Here is a 19,553-nt window from a genome sequence, read left to right on the forward strand (position 1 = left end):
AATGGCGATCGCCGTATTCCTTATGTCACCACCTTACCATCTTCATCCAACAAAGTTTCTCCAGCAATTAGCCGCCCCGCCGCCGCCAGTAATTGCTCTTCCACATAGGGCTTCGTGAAATAGGCTTTTGCCCCCCGCTCCGCCGCAATTTTGCGGTGCCGACCCGCTCCCCGCGAGGTGATCATCGCCACGGGAATGTCGATCAATTCAGGGTAAGCACTGATGGCCTCTAGGAACGCTAAACCATCCAGGCGTGGCATCTCAATGTCACAGAACACCAAGTTGAAATTAGGATCTTCGAGCAGCTGATTAAGAGCATCTTGACCATCCCGGGCTCGCTCCACATGGTAGCCCGCCTTCTGGAAGGTAATCGCCAACAGTTCTCGCACCGTCACCGAATCATCCACAATCAAAATCCTGGGAGCACTCACCTTCACCGAGGCATCGTCTAGTGGCTCAAAATCTTGGGTGTCTAATTCAGACAGCTCAGAAACCACCTGGGTGGGTTGTCTTGTACTATCAGGGAGCAACACTGCCCCCTGGCGCATTTTTTGAGCCGCATCTAAGAGAGCTTCTTCTAAGTAGGGCTTCGTAAAATAAGCGCTGGCTCCCAATTCTGCTGCCATTTGGCGGTGACGATCAGCCCCCCGGGAAGTGAGCATTGCCACCGGAATTTTTTTGAGGCTTGAATCTTTTTGAATCCGAGATAAGAGCTCTAGGCCATCCATCCGGGGCATTTCAATGTCGCAGAACACCAATTCGCAGGGCAAACCACCCCGGAGTTTTTCCCAAGCTTCCTGGCCATCCCTAGCCTGCTCTACCCGGTAACCTGCCTTTGTGAAACTCATTGATAGCAGCTCTCGCACTGTAATCGAGTCATCCACAATTAAGACAATGGGCTCTGTCTGAACCATTTCCGGCACCAGCAGATGGAGAGCTGGATTTTCTTGCCAGGTGGTTACTTTGGCTCGCACCCGTCCCTGGGCAGCCAATTCAATGAGTTCTAAAACATCTACCACAGGCATCACTGTGCCATCCCCGAGCACCGTAGCCCCAGAAATTCCTGCAGGCTTAGGAATCGGACCTTCAATCTGCTTGATAACAATTTCCTGTTCTCCCAGCACCTGGTCTACTTCGACGGCGAGCAAGTTCCCGGCACTCCGGAGAATCACAACGGGAATTTGGTCGGGATCACTGGCGCCCCCATAGATAGAGCTACGGCCAATTTGTCGTTGGAGTGTTAGGAGATTATTGAGTGGATAGACTCGGAGCCGTGAATCTCGCCACCGAACGTAGCGTTTGCGACCTTCCTGTTCAATTTGCTCTAGGGTGTAGGTCTGCATATCTTCGACCCCATCCATTGGCAGCGCAATGCGAGAATGGCGGTTAAGACAAAATAGAGCGCGACAGATATTGAGGGTTAAGGGCAGTCGAATGGTAAAGGTGGTTCCTTTACCGAGCTCTGACTCAATATTGATCGTGCCACGGATACTGCCGAGGGCGGTACGCACCACGTCCATTCCCACACCTCGGCCAGCGAAGTCATCGGCCTGTTCTCGGGTGGTAAAGCCGGCATGGAAGATGAAGTCGTAGATGTCTTGTTGACTGAGGTTGCGGAGTTGATCGGGAGTGATTAGATTTTTTTCGAGGGCTTTGCGGGTGATTGCTTCGGCATCGATCCCCGCGCCATCATCGGCAATGGAGATCACAATTTGGTTGCCCTGTAAATAAGCCTTGAGGGTAACGGTTCCTCCGGGGGGTTTTTTGCGGCTCAGACGTACATCCGGGGACTCAATACCATGGGTGATGGCGTTATTGATCAGGTGTGTTAGGGGATCATAGAGCTGTTCAAGGATCATTTTGTCGATCAGCACTTCCCGGCCCTCAATGTTTAATGAAGCTCGTTTATTGAGCTTGAGGGAGATTTCCCGGACGGGACGCACAAGGCGATCGGCAGCCTGGGAAAAAGGAATCATCCGTGATTTTGTTAAACCCTCCTGGAGTTGGGTACTGACCTGGCGGAGGTTGCGGGCAATTTGTTCGTTGTCATCGACTAAAAATTCGATGTCAGAGGAGGACTCTCGTACCCGAACGATCAGCTCGATCATCTCCTGGGAGAGGAGGTGAAAGCCGGTGAATTGATCCATTTCTAAGGGGTCGTATTCTTGGGTAACCGCTTGGCTTGGGTTAACACCGAGCCCATGCCCTTTATCGGTAAATCCGGCGGGAAAATGATATTCATTCCCCTGTCCCCGGCTGGCAAGGAGGGAGCGTTCGAGGAGGGAGCGTTCGTAGAGGTCTTGGAGCCGACTACCAATATCATTGAGCTGTTGGACTTGGCCTGTGAGGTTATCGAGAAATTGGCGGAGCTTCTCTTGGCTTTGTTCGAGGGTATTACGGTTAACAACGAGTTCCCCCATGAGGTTGCTGAGGTTATCTAGTTGTTTTACAGGAATCCGCATGGTTTGCTCAAAGGCATTGGCTTTGGGGGTGCGGCTACGGCTGGGATTGGTGGTGCTGGTGGTGAGGGGGGGGCCACCAATCGTGTCGGCTTCCTGGAGGAGGGCTTCGAGCTCGCCAAAATCTGTTTGTTTGGAGATGGCGATCTGGGGGCGTTTGGGGACGGGGGGAGCAATACTAGGAACTTCTTGAATCAGTTGATTCAGGGCTTGCCAGTCGATGGTACTGGGGGGGGCGGCTGGTTCTAGGTATTGGGCAAGTTCTTGGGGGGGGAGATAGTAGGCGATCGCCAAGGGCTGTTGTGTTTTTTTGGGTTTGACTTCAGGTCGCTTCAGGGGAGGGGAAACAGGATCTTCTAAGGGGAAAAAGGGTTCGTTTTCGACGTTGGGATCGGTGTCCTGAAGGAGAGCTTCGAGGTCTGTTTGGAGGTCGTTGGTCTCCTGAGACCGTCCGGGTTGGCTGGTCAGATGGGGTTGGGGGTGGGCCATCTCTTCAAAGGCCAGCAGCTCCTCAAAGTTTTTGGCGAAGCTCACAAAAGAAACCTTGGGGTCGATTTCGCCCGCAAAAGAGCCCAGGGACGTCAGGGGAGAGGACGTTTCGGTTTCTAGGTCTTCAAACAGATCCAGAAGTTCATCTTCGAAATCTGCATCTTGGTGTTTGTTTGAGTCATGACTGTTGCTATTCACTGCTATCCCCATCTAACGCGAGTCTGAAAGTGCAAAAATTGCCAATTACACCCAGGATAACCCAATCTTTTCGCGGGGTTGCGCTTGGTAAAGTTTTACTGACAGGTTTAGAAATTAGGCGGGAATTTTTCTGTCCCTAGGAAGCCTGCTATGGTTTTAACGCTGATATCAATCAATGAATTATTTTTGATCACAAACGATGGCTGGACATAGTAAGTGGGCAAATATTAAACGGCAGAAGGCGCGGGTTGATGCCAAGAAAGGGAAGACCTTTACCCAACTATCCCGGGCGATTATTGTGGCGGCGCGCCAGGGGATCCCAGATCCGGCGGGGAATTTTCAGCTCCGTACGGCCATTGAAAAAGCGAAGGCAGCGGGCATTCCCAACGAGAATATTGAGCGGGCGATCGCCAAAGGGGCAGGTACTTACAATGATGGGGAAGCTAACTACGAAGAAATCCGCTACGAAGGTTACGGCCCAGGAGGGGTGGCGATTCTGATAGAGGCTCTCACTGACAACCGCAATCGCACCGCCGCTGATCTGCGGTCTGCCTTTACAAAAAATGGTGGTAACCTCGGCGAAACAGGTTGTGTGAGCTGGATGTTTCGTCACAAAGGGATCGTGACCCTCACCGGAGATATTGAAGAAGAAACCCTCTTGGAAGCTTCTTTGGTAGGGGAGGCAGAGAGTTATCGCGTCCGGGAAGATGATGATGGGGTTGAAGTGTTGACCACCGTCGAAAACCTCGAACATCTCAACCAAACCCTCCAGGAGGCAGGTTTTGTCGTTGAAGATGCAGAATTGCGTTGGCTGCCGGAAACGGCGATGACCCTAGAAGAAGACAGTCAAATCCAAGCTGTTTTGAAATTGATCGACAGCCTCGAAACCCTAGACGATGTCCAAGGGGTGACGAGTAATTTGGCGATCGCCCCAGCCCTCACAAGAGTCTGAGCTAGAATAGGTCAGGAGCAATGGTGATCTCAAAGGAGTTCCCACTCGTCCCGACCAAGGCTGAGTTTCGGGAGAGGATGCCCCAATTTTTTGTTATCACAGGGAAATTTTGACTGATGCGCATCCCCGAACCGCTCCCCCACGAAGCTGAGCGCCTCAAATCTCTTTTTCAGCAGGATCTGCTAGACAGTGCACCGGAAGCAGAGTTTGATAGTATCGTCACCCTGGCCGCCCAATTATTTGGGGTAAAAATCACCTTGATTTCTTTAGTCGATGATTGTCGTCAGTGGTTTAAAGCAAAGGTGGGCCTGAACGGGGATGAAACATCTCGAGATCTCTCGTTCTGTGGCCATGCACTCCATGGGGAAGATATTTTTGAGGTCCCCGATGCTCGCCTTGATGAACGTTTTTTTGATAATCCCTTTGTGACGGGAGAGCCCCATGTGCGCTTCTATGCGGGGCAACCGATTCGCTCCCCGGATGGCTATAAACTAGGGACCCTCTGCCTAATTGACGATCAACCTCGTATGCTCACCATGCCAGAGCGGCATTCATTGCACCTACTGGGACAACAGGTCGAGCATTACATTCAACTGCGCCATCACATTAGGCAGCAAGAGAAAAGAATTAAGCTCCTATCTGCCCAGGTGCAATCTAGCAACCAAGCCAATGCTCTCAAGGACCAATTGCTGGCGGTTCTGTCCCATGATTTGCGGAGCCCCTTGATCAGCTTTCGGTCGGTGCTAGAACTTTTTGCGACCCAAAATCTAGAACCAGGGGAACTGGAAGGTTTTATCCCAGAGATTTGCCAGAAGTTCGACCAGACAGAAACTAAAGTTGTGCAAGTATTACGCTGGGCCCAACAGCAGTTACACAACCAAGGGGTTTCTTTAGAACCGCTCAATGTGGAGGCGATCGCCCGCTCTGTCCTTCCTTGGTGTCAAGATTGCGCCCAAAGAAAAAAAATCAACTTACGGGTTGACCTCACCCCTGGTCTGCAAGCACTGGGAAATTTGGAGTTGGTGGGGGTGGTCCTCCGTAATCTCTTGGGCAATGCGATGAAATATTCCCGGCAGGGTGATCAGGTGACTTTATTTGCCTACCAAGAAGGCCAATATGTGGAATTAGGCGTTCAAGACACGGGGCTCGGCATGAAACCAGAAACCCTCAAAAAACTCCGTAGCTACACCTACCAAGCCTCTGCCCCAGGAACGGACAATGAGCTGGGAACTGGCTTGGGCTTGTTGCTCTGTCAAACCTATCTAAACCAGATGGGAACGGCCCTCGACATCGAGAGCCGTTGGCTGGAGGGGTCGAGCTTTTCTTTTCGGCTGGCGATCGCCCCCGACCCGTCAGCGCACCTGCCTAAAGGGACACCGTGCCCTGGAAACTAACCGCCGCTGGCCCAGTCATATAAATATGGTTGTCGGCGGCTGACCATTCAATCTGAAGACAGCCCCCCGGCAGTTCGACGGTGCAGAGGCGATCGCAATGGCCTGTCAACACCCCAGCCACCACCGAAGCACAGGCGCCGGTACCACAGGCCAGAGTAATACCTGCCCCTCGTTCCCAGACCCGCATTTTGATGTAGTCGGGACGCACCACTTCGATAAACTCGGTGTTGATCCGCTGGGGAAAGGCAGGATGGTGCTCAAAGTCTTTGCCAATGGTTTCTAAGGCGATCGCGGCCACATCATCCACAAAGGTAATGCAGTGGGGGTTCCCCATACTCACACAGGTGACAGTCCAGGTTTTACCGACTACCTCTAGGGACTGGTTAATCGCTTGACCATTGGCGTCGGCCAAAGTGGTGGGAATTTCAGCAGCACTAAGAATTGGTTCTCCCATATCCACCCGCACCTGCTGATTGGCTTCTAGTTGGGGGCGAATCATCCCAGCGAGGGTATGGATATTGTAGGTTTTCCCCGGCGCGTTGCCCCCTTCAAGTTGGTCGAGGAAGCGGGCCATGCAACGAATGCCATTGCCACACATCTCCGGTTCGGAGCCGTCGGAGTTGTAAATGCGCATGGTGTAATCTGTCCCATCTTGGCCGGGGAGAGCAAAGATCACACCGTCAGCCCCAATCCCGAAATGGCGATCGCACAACTGAATGGCCTGTTCGGGGGTGACGAGGGGGGTATCTTGCTGGCGATTATCGAGCAAAATAAAATCGTTACCCAGGCCTTGATATTTCGTAAATTCCAGCACCATACTTGTCGGTTAAGCTAATTCAGTAAAAGATAACTCGCCATTATGACAGAATTTAATACGGGCTACCCAAGCGTGCGGCGTATCCAGAGCCTCGTCAAAGCAAAAGGGGAAGTGGAAATCAAACTCACCACCAGCGATGTGCTGATTGGCCGCATCCTCTGGCAAGACCCCTTTTGTCTCTGCGTTGTAGACCGCAGTTCTGCCCAACAGTTTATGGTTTCCCGCCAGGCGATCGCCTACATTAAAGCCTAGGGCCGTAAACTTTATGGGCCAATCCGTCGTCCGTGGATTCTTTGAAACCCCCAAAAATTGCTATGACTGTCTCTTGCCCCCGTGTTTTACCCTTCCTCGCTGGTCTATCTCTCCTCATCGGTCTGCCCCGGCCCGCCAGCGGTGAGCCCCAACTCCAGGTAAATGTTAATCCCAGTAGCCCCCGGCTTGGTGAAAGTATAGCGGTGATTATCGATCCCCCCGGTAACCTAGATCCTACCCAAGCGGATAATTTAACCGTGCGTTTCACCAGAAGCGGCGCCACCGAAGCAGAAACCTTTCCTGTTTTCCCCCTCGATCCGGCGGGCGATCGCTATCGGGCTTTGATTCCCACCACCCCCCTCGAAGCCCATGGTCGGACTCTCCTCCAGGTGAGCGATGGCACCGAAACCCGCAACCTCGCCGTCTGGATTCAAGACCGTCGTTTTCCCACCCAACGCATCACCCTTTCCGGCAGTGGTAGCGGTAGTGCCACCCAATACGAATTAGACCGCGTTGCCGCCCTTAAAAATCTCGTTACCCCCACAAAACACTGGAGTGGCCCTTTTCGTCGCCCTAGCAATGGCCGTACTTCCACCGCCTTTGGGGTGCGCCGCTACTACAATGGCGTTTTTGCCCAGGACTATTACCACCGGGGCCTTGACTACGCCGCTGGTACAGGCTCTCCTGTCGTTGCTCCCGCGGCGGGCACTGTGGCTCTAATTGACTATGAGCGCAATGGCTTCCGGATCCATGGCAACACCGTTGGTATTGACCATGGCCAAGGGGTTGTGAGCATTTTTCTGCACCTCCATACCATCCCTAGCGGTCTTAAAGAGGGGGATTTTGTCCAGGCGGGCCAAAACATCGGCACGATTGGTTCCACTGGCGCTTCCACGGGGCCCCACCTCCATTGGGGTCTCTATGTGAACAACATTTCCGTAGACCCCACTCCTTGGCTCAATCAAACAGTGCAATAAGCCCCCTCCCTTTGTGGCAATCCGCAAAAAAACTAACCTATAGTGGAGACCAAGTGTCACTCTCAAGCGGGCGTTCCATGGTTTTTTCCCTGACCCAGAGCAGTTCTCGCCAGCGAGAAATCATTGAAATTGTTTTCAGCAATGGCTGGGACTTCATGAAAAGCCTCCTGACTGGCGGTAAGGCTGATAAGCCGCAAATTCCGCCTCCGGAGGTGTTTCGCAATATCCTGGTGGAACTCGGTCCTTTTTATGTCAAGCTTGGCCAGCTCCTTAGCACTAGGCCAGATTTGCTCCCGCCCAAGTACATTGAAGCCCTCACTGCGCTCCAGGCAAAGGTGCCGACTGTACCCTGGTTTGAAATCGAGCAGACCATCCGGCAACAGCTCCCCAAGCCCCTAGAGGAAGTTTTCCAGGAAATTAACCCCAACCCGATCGCCGCCGGGTCGATCGCCCAAATTCACAAAGCAGTATTGCGGACAGGGCAAGCAGTCGCCCTCAAAGTACAACGACCCGGCATCGACCAAATCGTCGCCCAGGATATCACCCTAATCAAAGGAATCGCCGAACTAGCAGCCCTCACTGATTTTGGCCAGGACTATGATGTGATTGCCCTGGCGAAGGAATTTACCAAGGCGGTTCAGGCAGAACTCGACTTCCGTACCGAAGCGGCCTACACCGATCAACTGCGGCGCAACCTGGCAAAGAGTCGTTGGTTTGACCCAGAAAAATTGACCATTCCCGAAATTTATTGGGAATTCACCACTGAAAAGCTTCTTGTGATGGAGTGGCTCGATGGCAAACCGCTCCTAGAAGCCGATGTACCCGAAAATCAGCGCCAGGCGATCACGACCATTTTGTTTCGGGCCTTTTTTCAGCAGATCTTTGTAGATGGTTTTTTCCATGCCGATCCCCACCCTGGCAATATTTTCTATCTGGATAATCATGCTGTGGCATTGATTGACTTTGGGATGATTGGTCGCTTAGATCCGCGAACCCAAAAGCTTTTGACAGAAATGCTCTTGGCGATCGTTGACATGGATGCCCAGAGTTGTGCTCAGTTGACCCTAGAGCTATCTGAGGGGTCGGGGGATACAAACATCGCCCGTTTAGAAGCGGACTATGATCGCCTGTTGCGAAAATATTATGACCGCAGCCTGACGCAACTCAATTTTAGTGAGGTATTTTACGAAATTTTGCAGGTGGCCCGCAGCAGTAGGGTAAAGCTACCCGGTAATTTGGGCCTCTATGCAAAAAGTTTGGCAAATCTGGAAGGGGTAGCCCGTAATTTCAACCCAGAGGTCAACTTACTCGATGAAATTAAACCACTAATTACGGATATTTTTCGACGACAACTCATTGGTGATACCCCGTTTCAAACGATGTTTCGTACGGTCTTAGATCTCAAAGCTATCTCTTTGCGATCGCCGAGACAAATTGATGTGATTCTTGATCGCCTCAGTTCCGAAACTTTGCAATGGAACCTGAACCTACGAGAACTCGATGGCCTGCGCCGCAGTATTGACGATTCTGCCAATCGCCTTTCTTTTAGCATCGTTGTGGGTTCTCTGATTATGGGGGCAGCGATTATCACGGTTTCCCCCAATCGCCAGTTAATGATTGTGAATGAGATTTTATTCGGCGCCGCCAGTCTTCTAGGATTGTGGTTGATTATCAGTATTCTGCGGTCTGGACGCTTGAAATAGCCCCGGGGAATGAAATCAAGAAAAATTCCCCAGTCCGAACAACCAAAGGATACTATAGAAAATGGCCGTGACCCTTGGCATAAATCATCGTTGCTGATCAGATCTATTATGCTTTCCACCCTCCTTGCCGACTTTCGCATCATCTTTGAACGGGATCCCGCTGCGCGTAACTGGCTTGAAGTTTTATTTTGTTACCCCGGCCTCCAGGCGCTCATTGTGCATCGGGTTTCCCATGGTCTCTATCGGCTGGGACTCCCCTTTATTCCCCGCTTTTTATCCCATATTGCCCGCTTTTTCACTGGCATTGAGATTCACCCAGGGGCCCGCATTGGCCATGGGGTTTTTATTGACCATGGTATGGGCGTCGTGATTGGCGAAACAGCGATCATCGGTGACTACTGCCTAATTTACCAAGGGGTTACCCTCGGCGGTACAGGCAAAGAAAGCGGCAAACGACACCCGACCCTCGGCGAAAATGTTGTTGTCGGTGGCGGGGCGAAGGTGCTAGGTAATATTGAAATTGGTGACAATGTGCGCATCGGTGCGGGATCTGTTGTGCTCCGTCATGTCCCCTCTGACTGCACCGTAGTAGGTATTCCTGGGCGTATTGTGTACCGCTCTGGGGTCAAGGTAAATCCTTTGGAGCATGGCAGTCTGCCAGATTCTGAAGCGACAGTAATTCGTACCCTTTTAGACCGCATCGAAGCCCTCGAAGAACAGGTGCAAACTCTCCAAGGCCAACGGGAGCCGGAATTAGCCGCTGTTCACCGTAGCTATCTCAAAGACAGCTGTCGTTTGTCTGACCGAGAAATTCAGCAATTTTTAGACGGTGCTGGTATTTAAGGCCTTTCACAATAGCCTAGGCAACAATCCCTGCATCAAAGACCCGCCCAATCACCTCTTCAACAGGGGGGTCATTAACGCTCAGGTCGACTACAGGAAGATTTTCCAGAATTTTCGCAATGCTCTGGGTTAAAGATTCTCGCTTCACTAAAAAACGGACTTCCTGGCCGTCGATGTGCTCTACCTCCCCGAAAAAGCTGAGGGCTTCGCGGGAATAGCTCTCCGTCAATTCGATCCGTACTTCTCGGTAGGGGGCAAAGCGATCCAATAGCTGCTCTAGACTACCGTCATAAATGAGCTTGCCCTGATGAATGAGTAGCACCCGTTCACAAAGGGCAGTAATGTCGGCCATGTAGTGACTCGTCAAGAGAATGGTCGCGCCATAACGCTGGTTATATTCTCGCAAAAAGTTTCGCACGGCCACCTGAGCATTGACATCTAAACCAAGGGTTGGCTCATCTAAAAACAAAACCTGGGGATGATGCAACAGCGCGGCCAGAAGTTCTGCTTTCATCCGTTCGCCGAGGGAGAGCTTCCGCATGGGTTGGGTGAGTTTGCCCCCAAGGGATAGCATCGTGCTGAGTTCAGTGAGGCGTTCTTGAAAAATTGGCTCAGGAATATCGTAAACGGCGGCGTTGATCCTCAGGGAATCGAGGGCGGGTAAATCCCAAAGCAGTTGTTGTTTTTGGCCCATGACAAGGCTAATGTTTTTGAGAAAATCCCGTTGCCGTTGGCAGGGAATCGCCCCGGCAACCCGGACAACGCCGGTGGAGGGATAAACCAACCCTGTCAGCATTTTGAGGGTGGTGGTTTTACCCGCTCCATTTGGCCCGAGGAAACCAACAATTTCACCGGGTTCGATGTGAAAGGTGACGGCTTCGACTGCTTTTATCTGGCGGTATTGCCGCTGGAAAAAGTGCTTGAGAGTGCCTTTGAAGCCGGGCTGCTTGAGGGCAACGGGATAAATTTTGCTGAGAGAATCGACTTCAATAATCGGCATGGGCAAGCGGTGAAAAAAAGATCGCGAGGATCTCACTAGGCTAGATCATATCAGGGGCGATCGCCTTTGGGGTTTCTTCCTTGGGGGTCATGAGCGTCGCCTTATAGGGAATCACCCCCGTTTCGACACTATTGAGACATTGGGCGGCCCCAAGGGAAAGATCTAAACTCCGGGGTGGAATATAGGGCCCCCGGTCGTTGAGACGGATAATTACGCTGCGCTGATTATTGAGATTAGTGACCTTAAGAAAAGTATTCAAGGGGAGGTCGGGGTGGGCTGCGGTTAGGGCATATTGGTCGTAGGTTTCACCGTTAGCAGTCAGACGACCATGGAAGTATGGGCCATACCAAGAAGCTAAACCTTCAAGGGATTGATTACTTTCTTGTAGTTGGTACATTTTGGTCTGGGCAGTCACCATATCAAGGGCGGGTACTCCCAGGGCAAGGCGGAGGTTATTGGCCCAGCGCATGGCCAAAATTTCATGATTGATGATTTCTTCTTGGGTGATCTTTTCATCGATCACCAGCAGGATTTGTTCCCCTTGGGCGATCGCCGGTTTACCTTCGTGGAGGGTCGGGGCGATCGCCGCCGCGTCAAAGCCTTCCATTTGGATGAGCTGTTCTAGCTTTTGGGCTAAGCGGTCTGCTTCTTCCTGAGAACGAAGGGAGGCGATCGGTTGACCCTGGATCCACAGTTGATAGGTCTGGTTGCTCCCTTGGTCTGGGTCATAACTGACCAACTGGGCCGCCCCTGGGGAGGGAGATGTTCCAGGCCGGGGTAAAACCGTTACCCGGGGAACAACAGGGAGGGGCTCCTCTAGGGTCACGAGAAAATCAAGGCCTAAATTTTCAGTAAAACGCTGGAATAAAGTCGTTGCCCAGTTGACCGTTGGGAGATTGGCTGCGGGGGCCGGGTTCCGAACAAGCCGTGCCACTGGGGGACTGGCCAAGTCTGTGGCTAACTGACAAAGGGGATTTTCAGCAAGGCTTTCCCGTTGGGTATCGAGGTGGGTGGGACTGCCTGGTTCGGTGTTGGTGGCGATCGCCCCACTTTGGTGCACAGTCACACCAGCCGCAGCCATGAGGAGGGGAACCCCCAAACTAGACAATAATCCGGTAAATTTCGGGAAATACATAAAGGATACAAAACAGTTAAAAATCACAAATGTCACCCCAGCACCGAGAGCCTTATTTGAGGTCGGATTTTGGGGATCACAAGATGTCGCAAGTCCATTTGCTAAATTGCTCTATGTTTTATAGCCCATGAATTTCCCCAAAAAATTCGCCCTGACCACTGCATCACCTTGGAATTGAGGGAAAAACCCGACCATGGGTTCCTCAGCCAATCTCCCCAGGCGCTTACCAGGACTGTCTTTAGGCCGACTCAGACAAAACTCTGGTTAACCCGACATTATGATTTCTTATTTAATATTTTTACTAATCTAAAACAACGCCAGAAATAAATAAATTTAATTCTAAATCCTGTTTTTTTGTAATCCTTGCTACAAACTCTGAGTAAAAAAATGAGTTCTGACTTTTTTCTAAAATCGATGGCCTCGCACCTCACCAGTGACCAGCGACAGTTTTTGGCACACTTAGCCCAGGGACTCCGCCCTGGTCAAGATCGTTTAGCCCAGTGGCAGTCTGGCCCGATGGCGATCGCCGCAGTGCCTGGTTCGGGAAAGTCCCATGCCTTGGCCGTTGCCGCCGTATTGACCCTGGCGCGACAGCCGTTGTCATCGGAAAAACAATTGGTGATCGTCACTTTTACCCGGGCAGCAGCTGAAGGCATTAAACAAAAAATCTACGACCATCTCAAGGGGGCTCAATTGCCCCTCACAGGGTTTTCTGTGCAGACTATCCACGGCCTTGCGTTACAGATTGCCAGTCGTCATCCAGAAAGCTCCGGCTTAGATCTAGAACTGGTTACCCTCCAGGATGTCCCCAAAAATCATCCTATTTTCCAGGAAGCGGTGGATCAGTGGATCCAAGATCACGGCGCTTTGTTTGAAAAATTATGCCAAGGAGCCCGCTCTGATCAAGAGGCCACGGAACAGTTGCGCCGCCGTTTTGCCCTCAGGACAGAAATTTTGCCCCAATTGGCCCATACGGTGATCCATGAATGCAAGAGCTCGAACCTTTCTCCGGCGCTGGTTGCCCAATTGGGGGCCGAGATGCAGGATGAATATCAACTGTTGACGATCGCCGCTGGCATCTACGCAAACTACCAACGGCTCATGGCCCAGGCGAATCTGATTGATTATGATGATCTGATTTTGGGGGCTATTCGTGTTCTTGAAACGCCAGAGCTCCAGGCCTATTGGCAGGCGCAAATTTCTGGGATTTTTGAAGATGAAGCCCAGGATTCGAGCCCACTCCAGGAACAGTTGATTCGCCTGTTGGCGACAGATCCCCAGTCCGGGGTGTGTAATCTTGTGCGGGTAGGAGATCCAAATCAGGCGATTAATTCTACTTTTACCCCAGCGGATCCGTTCTATTTCAATCGTTTTTGCCAAGCGGTGGATTGCGCAGAAATTCACCATGCAGGCCGCTCTAGTTTCCCGATTATTGAGGCAGCCAACCAATTTTTACGCTGGGCCAGCCAGACCATTTCTCCGCCAGATCGTTTTGCCTTCCGCTGGCAAGAAATCTGCCCTGTCCAAGCTGATGACCCCCAGGTTGAGGCAAATCCTGCACCCGCGGGGGCTGGCGTTGAATGCTATCACCCCGAAAATATTTATGAAACTGTGGCGCAGATGGGCGATCGCCTTGAAAGATTACTCAGCGACAATCCAGACCATAGCGCCGCTATTTTGGTCCGGACCCAGCGCCAGGGCAAGTTCATCGCCGATCAACTGGCCGAACAGTTTCGTGAAACATCCATTCAGCTCTATGATGCCCGCATTGGCGCTAGCGCCAGCTATCTTGTACAAGAATTGCAGCACATTCTCCGGTTCCTGGAGCGGCCCCACTCCCCCGATTGTCTTAAAGCAGCTCTGGAAGTGATTGGCGATCGCCAAAAAATTCCGACCCAAGATGTAACCCGTTTAGCCTTAGCTCCCGAAAAATTTCTCTATCCCAGTCCCTTAGACCCTGACTTGGTTTTTCCTGGAGCCCAGGCTGCCCAAACCCTATGCGATCGCCTCTTGACGGCCCATTGGCAACTGCCCCATTACCAACTGCTCCCTTTTTTAGCCATGACCTTGGACTATGACGCTCAAGAGTTGGCGACGGTCCAAAAACTCAGTGAACGTATCGCCCAGCAAACCCAAGGCTCCAAACATCTCCGCCATACCCTAGAAATTCTCGAAGGTCTTCACCGGGATGGCTTTGAAGGCATTGAGCTTGACACTAATCACCGCTACACTCGCCCCAGCCAAATTACAATCCTCACCATGCATAAGGCGAAGGGGCTCGATTGGGACTATGTTTTTTTACCTTTTTTACACCAATCAGAAATCCCCGGCAGTAGTTGGATTCCTAACAGCGCTAAGTTCCTCGGGGATTATGATCCCACCGCCGTAGCCCGCGCCCAGATCCGTCAATTTGTCCACCACCAGGCCCAAGGGCGATCGCCAAAGACCGCGAATAAACAGGTCAAAACCCTCTGGGCAGAAGCCCAACAGCTCAAAACTGAAGAAGAATATCGCCTGCTTTATGTGGCGATGACCCGTGCGAAGCGTCTCCTCTGGCTCGCAGCCGCCAAGCAAGCCCCCTTTTCTTGGAGTACCTTCAACCCTGGCCAAGGGAAATTACAACCCCAGGAACCCTGCCCCATTTTTGCCATACTGCGCGGTGAAAACCCCTAGGGATAGAAAGCCAACTGCGGTAAACCCAAAGTCTCTTCCCAACCCATCATCAAGTTTAAACATTGCACCGCTTGACCCGATTGTCCTTTGATCAAGTTATCAATGGCTGACATCACGATTACCCGCCCAGTGCGGTGGTCTACTTCGACGCCTAGATAGCAGAGATTCGTACCACAGGCCCATTTCGTTTGGGGATAGACACCATTAGGGAGCACTTCGACACAGGGAGCGGCCCGATAAAAGGCGTTGTAAATCGTCAGGAGATCATCGCGGACAAGGCCTGGATCTCTGAGGGTGGCATAGACTGTGGCGAGGATGCCCCTGGGCATGGGGATCAGGTGGGGCGTAAATTGGACGCGGATATCTTGGCTGGCGAGTTTGCTGCAAATTTGTTCAATTTCTGGGGTGTGGCGATGGGAGCCGACCCCATAGGCCCCCAGGGAGCCATCGGCTTCGGCGAGGAGGAGGTTGATTTTGCCCTGGCGACCGCCCCCGGACGTGCCAGATTTGGCATCGATAATCGCGGTTTCGGGTTGAATTAAACCCTGCTTAAACAGGGGAGCGAGGGCCAATAAACTGGCGGTCACATAGCAACCGGCACAGCCCACCAACTGGGCACGACTAATTTCATCACGGTACAGTTCGGGTAGACCATAGACGGCGATCGCATTGGTCTCCTGGTCAGTGCGCTCGGTTTTGTACCAGGTTTTGTAAGTATCGAGGTTTTTAAAACGATAATCTGCCGATAGATCGAGCACCTTACAGCCCCGGTCGAGGAGTTGGGGGGCAAGGTCGCAAGCAAGACCGTTGGGAAGCCCCAGAAAGACCACTTCGCAGCGTTCCGCAATAACGTCTAGGTCAATGGGTTCAATGGTCATTTTGATCCGGTGACCGACATGGGGATAAAGTTCGGCATAGGGTTTTCCGGCGCTACTGTTGCCCCCAAGGTAGGTCAGTTCTACCTGGGGATGATCACTCAGGAGACGAACCAGTTGCATACCGCCATAGCCAGAGGCTCCTACAATCCCGACGGAAACTTTTTTCCCACTGCTCATAAACGCTACTGTTACCTAAATGTCTGGGGCGATCGCCCTTGTTGGCTGCAATTGTACAGGGAAATGTTGAGGACAACCGATCTAAAATTTCGCCAAGTTAGCGAGACAGGAGTCGAGAAGATTACCCAGAAGATTGTCCGCCATTTCAGTCACAAAGCAGCGACTCCCAAATTGGCGATAATACAAACAAAAGCTGTGGGCTACCGGACAAAACAATGAGATCAATCGCCTCTTCCCTCAGACGACGGCTCAAACCCCTGCGGATCCATCTCCTGTCGGTTCGGGGGCGGGTCTTTCTTTGGTATCTGTTGTTGCTGTCGGGTTTTTTGGTCATTTCATTCCCGATTATGCTCCACCTGGTTTTTAGTGAGATTAACCAACGGGTCAGGGCAGATCTCCGGGAAGATATCTATCTTTTTGAAGGGCTGTTGAATAATGATCCCCAAGTGAAGCAGCGCCTTGCTCTCCAGGACACGGAAATTTTACCCTTGGCCACGCCTGCGGACTTAGTGGCTGTGTTTAATCTCTATCTGGCCCGGCGCGTACCGGAGGATGACACTTTTATCATTGGTGTAATTGACCAGGACTTTTATCGTTCTAGTCCTGAGGCTCTCCCCCCGACTCTCCAACCGAATTCTCCCTTACTGCTACGCCTCGCCCAGGCTGAAAATTGGAAAGAAGGGGTTGATCCACGCCCTAATTCTGAGACGGGGGACATTCTCTTTGTCGTCTTGCCTCTCACCAATGACCAAGGTGAGATTATCGGGCGTTTCATTGCAGTCCATGCGGTAGCCGGAGAACATCGTGAGATTCTCACATCTTTGAAGATTGTCTTTGCCACTTTGATTGGTGTGTTTTGCCTATCGATTGGTGCGAGTGCAGTGGTGGCTGGTCGTGTTTTAGCACCCCTGACCCTCATTCTCAGAACGGCGACAAGTATCAATGAGTCAAACTTGACGCGACGGATTCCGATTACGACCCAGGGGGAGCTAGCAACCTTGGCCCAGGCGTTTAATTCAATGTTGGATCGCCTAGAAACGGCCTTTGAGCACCAGCGGCAATTTCTTAATGATGTGGGCCATGAGTTGCGTACTCCCATTACGATTATTCGGGGTCATCTGGAGTTGATGGCGATCGCCCAATTGCCCCTCGAAGAGCAAAAAACGGTGGAGTTGGTTTTAGATGAACTTGATCGCATGGGCCGGCTTGTGCAAGAGCTAATCCTGTTGGCGAAGTTAGAGCGGCCCGATTTTTTGCATTATGAACCCATTGATCTGGAACCATTTGTGGCCGAGCTCTACAATAAAATTACGGCTTTGACCCCAGACGATCGCCAATGGGAATCGCAAGGAGTCGTCAGGGGCATTCTCTGGGGCGATCGCCAACGGCTCACCCAGGCGATCATCAACCTGGCCCAAAATGCGGTGCAATACACCCAGAGCGGCGATCGCATTTGCTTGACTGTTACCCAAACAGCCAAGACCCTCCAGTTTTCGCTCATCGATAGTGGCCATGGCATTTCTCCTGCTGACCAGGCTCGCATCTTTGAACGGTTTGCCCGGGGTCGTCAAACCCGTGGCACAGAAGGATCGGGCCTAGGTTTAGCGATCGCCAAACAGGTGGCGATCGCCCATGGGGGAACGATCACCGTTGAAAGTGAGCTGAACCAAGGCAGTACATTTACCCTCACGATCCCCTATGACCCAGATTTTGATTATCGAAGACGAACCTAGAATTGCCTCCTTTCTCGAAAAAGGCTTTAAGAGTGAAGGCTTTACCGTTACCCTGGCCAGTACTGCCGCCGAAGGCCTGGGCTGGGCCCTACAATATCCCTTTGCCCTGTTGATTTTAGACCTGGGTTTGCCCGATGCCGATGGCCTAGAGGTCCTCCACGACCTGCGGGGCCAGGGGGTCACCGCACCGATTATCATTTTGACAGCCCGGGATGACATTGCCGATAAGGTCGCTGGTTTAAATCTGGGAGCTGACGATTATTTAAGTAAACCCTTTAGCTTCAAAGAACTCCTGGCACGGGTGCAAGCTCGGTTACGCACCTTTACTTCTACCCCTGCCCCAGCAGCGATGTGCCTGAAAACCCAGTCCCTCGAACTTGATCTAAAGACCCGCCGCGTTAAACAAGGAGATGCTTGGTTAGAATTACCCACCCGAGAATTTACCCTCCTAGAAACCTTATTGCGGCATCCAGATCAAGTGCTCAGTCGGCAACAGCTCCTCGATCAGGTATGGGGTTACGACTATGATCCGGGTTCAAATATTGTAGATGTGTATATTGGCTATTTGCGGAAGAAGCTGGGGAGTGATCTCATTGAAACGGTACGGGGCATTGGCTATCGTCTCAAGCCCTAAGAAAAACAACGCCAGGATTTAAAGTTCCCCTGATACAGTGAAAGAAATATGTCAGGCTTTAATTTTTGACGATGCTTTATGATTAGCCGTTTTAATCTGCCATCTATCCTCGAAGGCTATTCCCAGGGCTATTTTCTCATGGCGGATGAGCAGGGGCATTTGGGTTGGTATTCCAGTCGGCAACGGACATTGATTCCCCTCGATAACCGTTTCCGTTACCCGAAATCCCTCCGGCGATCGCTAAACCAACAAACCTTTACCCCAGCGATCAACCGGGCCTTTGAAGCGGTATGTGCCGGCTGTGCCAATCGAGATGTGACCTGGATTTCCTCAGATTTACTAGAAGTTTACCGGGCCTTACACCGGGCGGGTTGGGCCCATAGTTTTGAGACCTGGCAGGGGGATCAGTTAGCTGGTGGTATTTTGGGCATTGTCATCGGTGGAGCGTTTATCGGCGAATCGATGTTTTTTAATCTTCCCAACGGCTCCAAGGTGGCGATGGTGCTGTTGGTAGAACATTTACGGCGGCAGGGGTTTATTTTGTTTGATGCTCAGTTGCAAAATCCCCATCTGGCACGGTTTGGCTCCTACATTATCAAGAATCAGGATTACCGCTATTTACTGGCCCAGGCGGTACAACTGCCCTGTACGTTTGTGGTGGGGGACAAAAGTGAAAACCCGTTTTTATAATTGAAGAGCTTTTTGGTGTTTGTAATTGGCACTGGGGGAGGTAATGGCATCCATCGATAATTTTTTGCGGGATTTAGAAAATCAACACCGTGGTAAAAGCCAACCCTCCCCCGGAGATGATGGTCTGGATCAAGCTTTGGCGGCCCTCCAGCAGGCACACCAGACGAAGCAAGCGATCCCGCAAACATCCCAGGGCGATCGCCTCTCTGAAATGTTGCAGGCTCTCGAACAGGAGACCACGGCGAACAAACTCAAGGATTGCGAAAAAAATCACCGCATCTATCAAGATATCAACCAACTGATCGCCGCCAAACAACGGCAAGCCCAGCAGCCCTTGCCGGAAACAGATATCAAGGCGATCGCCGCCGCCGAAAAACAAAAGCAAGCCCAGAACAAATATTGGCGCACTAGGGCAGAAACTTGGCTCCAACAGCTCGATCCTTTCTCCAATGAAGGGCTCTGGTTTATGGAATTTGCCGAAACTTACGAATCTCCCCTAGCTGCCGCGATCGAATATCTGCAGGCATTAGAATGAAAAACAAATAATAC

At 51.7% G+C, this 19,553-nt stretch carries 16 protein-coding genes; 11 read left to right on the forward strand and 5 right to left on the reverse strand.

Annotated features, from left to right (window positions below):
• Window positions 1-20: 20 nt before the first annotated feature.
• Complete coding sequence (locus tag ACZ45B_RS07315) at window positions 21-3,146, reverse strand: hybrid sensor histidine kinase/response regulator (RefSeq protein WP_024545539.1); 3,126 nt, start codon at window positions 3,144-3,146, stop codon at window positions 21-23.
• A 199-nt stretch (window positions 3,147-3,345) separates the two neighbouring features.
• On the opposite strand from ACZ45B_RS07315, the gene ACZ45B_RS07320 reads away from it, so the two are divergent.
• Window positions 3,346-4,098 carry a YebC/PmpR family DNA-binding transcriptional regulator gene (locus ACZ45B_RS07320; protein ID WP_024545538.1) on the forward strand — a complete coding sequence of 251 codons (753 nt, stop codon included), beginning with the start codon at window positions 3,346-3,348 and terminating at the stop codon, window positions 4,096-4,098.
• 116 nt (window positions 4,099-4,214) lie between these two features.
• Window positions 4,215-5,492 (forward strand): GAF domain-containing sensor histidine kinase, encoded by a 1,278-nt coding sequence (locus ACZ45B_RS07325; protein WP_024545537.1) that lies wholly within the window; start codon window positions 4,215-4,217, stop codon window positions 5,490-5,492.
• On the opposite strand, the gene dapF is transcribed toward ACZ45B_RS07325, so the two are convergent.
• Complete coding sequence (dapF, locus tag ACZ45B_RS07330; RefSeq protein WP_024545536.1) at window positions 5,464-6,309, reverse strand: diaminopimelate epimerase; 846 nt, start codon at window positions 6,307-6,309, stop codon at window positions 5,464-5,466. The two genes, ACZ45B_RS07325 and dapF, sit on opposite strands and share 29 nt — an antisense overlap.
• A gap of 42 nt (window positions 6,310-6,351) precedes the next feature.
• Here dapF and ACZ45B_RS07335 point away from each other — a divergent pair, with 42 nt between their 5' ends.
• From ACZ45B_RS07335 to cysE, 4 genes are all read left to right on the forward strand, one after another.
• Complete coding sequence (locus ACZ45B_RS07335; protein WP_024545535.1) at window positions 6,352-6,561, forward strand: Hfq-related RNA-binding protein; 210 nt, start codon at window positions 6,352-6,354, stop codon at window positions 6,559-6,561.
• A gap of 62 nt (window positions 6,562-6,623) precedes the next feature.
• A complete protein-coding gene (locus ACZ45B_RS07340) occupies window positions 6,624-7,538 on the forward strand; it encodes a M23 family metallopeptidase (RefSeq protein ID WP_024545534.1) in 915 nt (304 codons plus the stop codon).
• Window positions 7,539-7,615: 77 nt separating this feature from the next.
• Complete coding sequence (locus ACZ45B_RS07345) at window positions 7,616-9,241, forward strand: ABC1 kinase family protein (RefSeq protein WP_024545533.1); 1,626 nt, start codon at window positions 7,616-7,618, stop codon at window positions 9,239-9,241.
• A 108-nt stretch (window positions 9,242-9,349) separates the two neighbouring features.
• On the forward strand, window positions 9,350-10,084 hold the full coding sequence (gene cysE, locus ACZ45B_RS07350; protein ID WP_024545532.1) for a serine O-acetyltransferase: 735 nt from the start codon (window positions 9,350-9,352) through the stop codon (window positions 10,082-10,084).
• 16 nt (window positions 10,085-10,100) lie between these two features.
• Here the strand turns inward: cysE and ACZ45B_RS07355 are convergent, their stop codons facing one another.
• Together ACZ45B_RS07355 and ACZ45B_RS07360 are read right to left on the reverse strand one after the other, a co-directional pair.
• Window positions 10,101-11,084, reverse strand: coding sequence for an ABC transporter ATP-binding protein (locus ACZ45B_RS07355; protein WP_024545531.1), 984 nt, complete (start codon window positions 11,082-11,084; stop codon window positions 10,101-10,103).
• Between the two features lie 40 nt (window positions 11,085-11,124).
• Complete coding sequence (locus ACZ45B_RS07360; protein WP_024545530.1) at window positions 11,125-12,219, reverse strand: septal ring lytic transglycosylase RlpA family protein; 1,095 nt, start codon at window positions 12,217-12,219, stop codon at window positions 11,125-11,127.
• A 414-nt stretch (window positions 12,220-12,633) separates the two neighbouring features.
• Between ACZ45B_RS07360 and ACZ45B_RS07365 the strand changes: the two genes are divergently transcribed.
• Complete coding sequence (locus tag ACZ45B_RS07365) at window positions 12,634-14,892, forward strand: ATP-dependent helicase (protein WP_464674838.1); 2,259 nt, start codon at window positions 12,634-12,636, stop codon at window positions 14,890-14,892.
• On the opposite strand, the gene argC is transcribed toward ACZ45B_RS07365, so the two are convergent.
• On the reverse strand, window positions 14,889-15,947 hold the full coding sequence (argC, locus tag ACZ45B_RS07370) for an N-acetyl-gamma-glutamyl-phosphate reductase (protein ID WP_024545529.1): 1,059 nt from the start codon (window positions 15,945-15,947) through the stop codon (window positions 14,889-14,891). The two genes, ACZ45B_RS07365 and argC, sit on opposite strands and share 4 nt — an antisense overlap.
• Before the next feature lie 215 nt (window positions 15,948-16,162).
• On the opposite strand from argC, the gene ACZ45B_RS07375 reads away from it, so the two are divergent.
• The 4 genes from ACZ45B_RS07375 to ACZ45B_RS07390 all read left to right on the forward strand — a co-directional run bounded on the left by ACZ45B_RS07375 (window position 16,163) and on the right by ACZ45B_RS07390 (window position 19,539).
• Window positions 16,163-17,680, forward strand: coding sequence for a sensor histidine kinase (locus ACZ45B_RS07375; RefSeq protein WP_029681750.1), 1,518 nt, complete (start codon window positions 16,163-16,165; stop codon window positions 17,678-17,680).
• Entirely contained in the window at window positions 17,646-18,314 is a 669-nt protein-coding gene (locus ACZ45B_RS07380; protein ID WP_024545527.1) for a response regulator transcription factor, read from the forward strand. Before ACZ45B_RS07375 ends, ACZ45B_RS07380 begins: the two co-directional genes overlap by 35 nt.
• 78 nt (window positions 18,315-18,392) lie before the next feature.
• Complete coding sequence (gene aat / locus ACZ45B_RS07385) at window positions 18,393-19,004, forward strand: leucyl/phenylalanyl-tRNA--protein transferase (RefSeq protein ID WP_024545526.1); 612 nt, start codon at window positions 18,393-18,395, stop codon at window positions 19,002-19,004.
• A 43-nt stretch (window positions 19,005-19,047) separates the two neighbouring features.
• Window positions 19,048-19,539, forward strand: a complete 492-nt coding sequence (locus tag ACZ45B_RS07390) for a salt stress protein, Slr1339 family (protein ID WP_024545525.1) — start codon at window positions 19,048-19,050, stop codon at window positions 19,537-19,539.
• Window positions 19,540-19,553: the final 14 nt, after the last annotated feature.

The organism is Picosynechococcus sp. NKBG15041c (genome assembly GCF_055380235.1).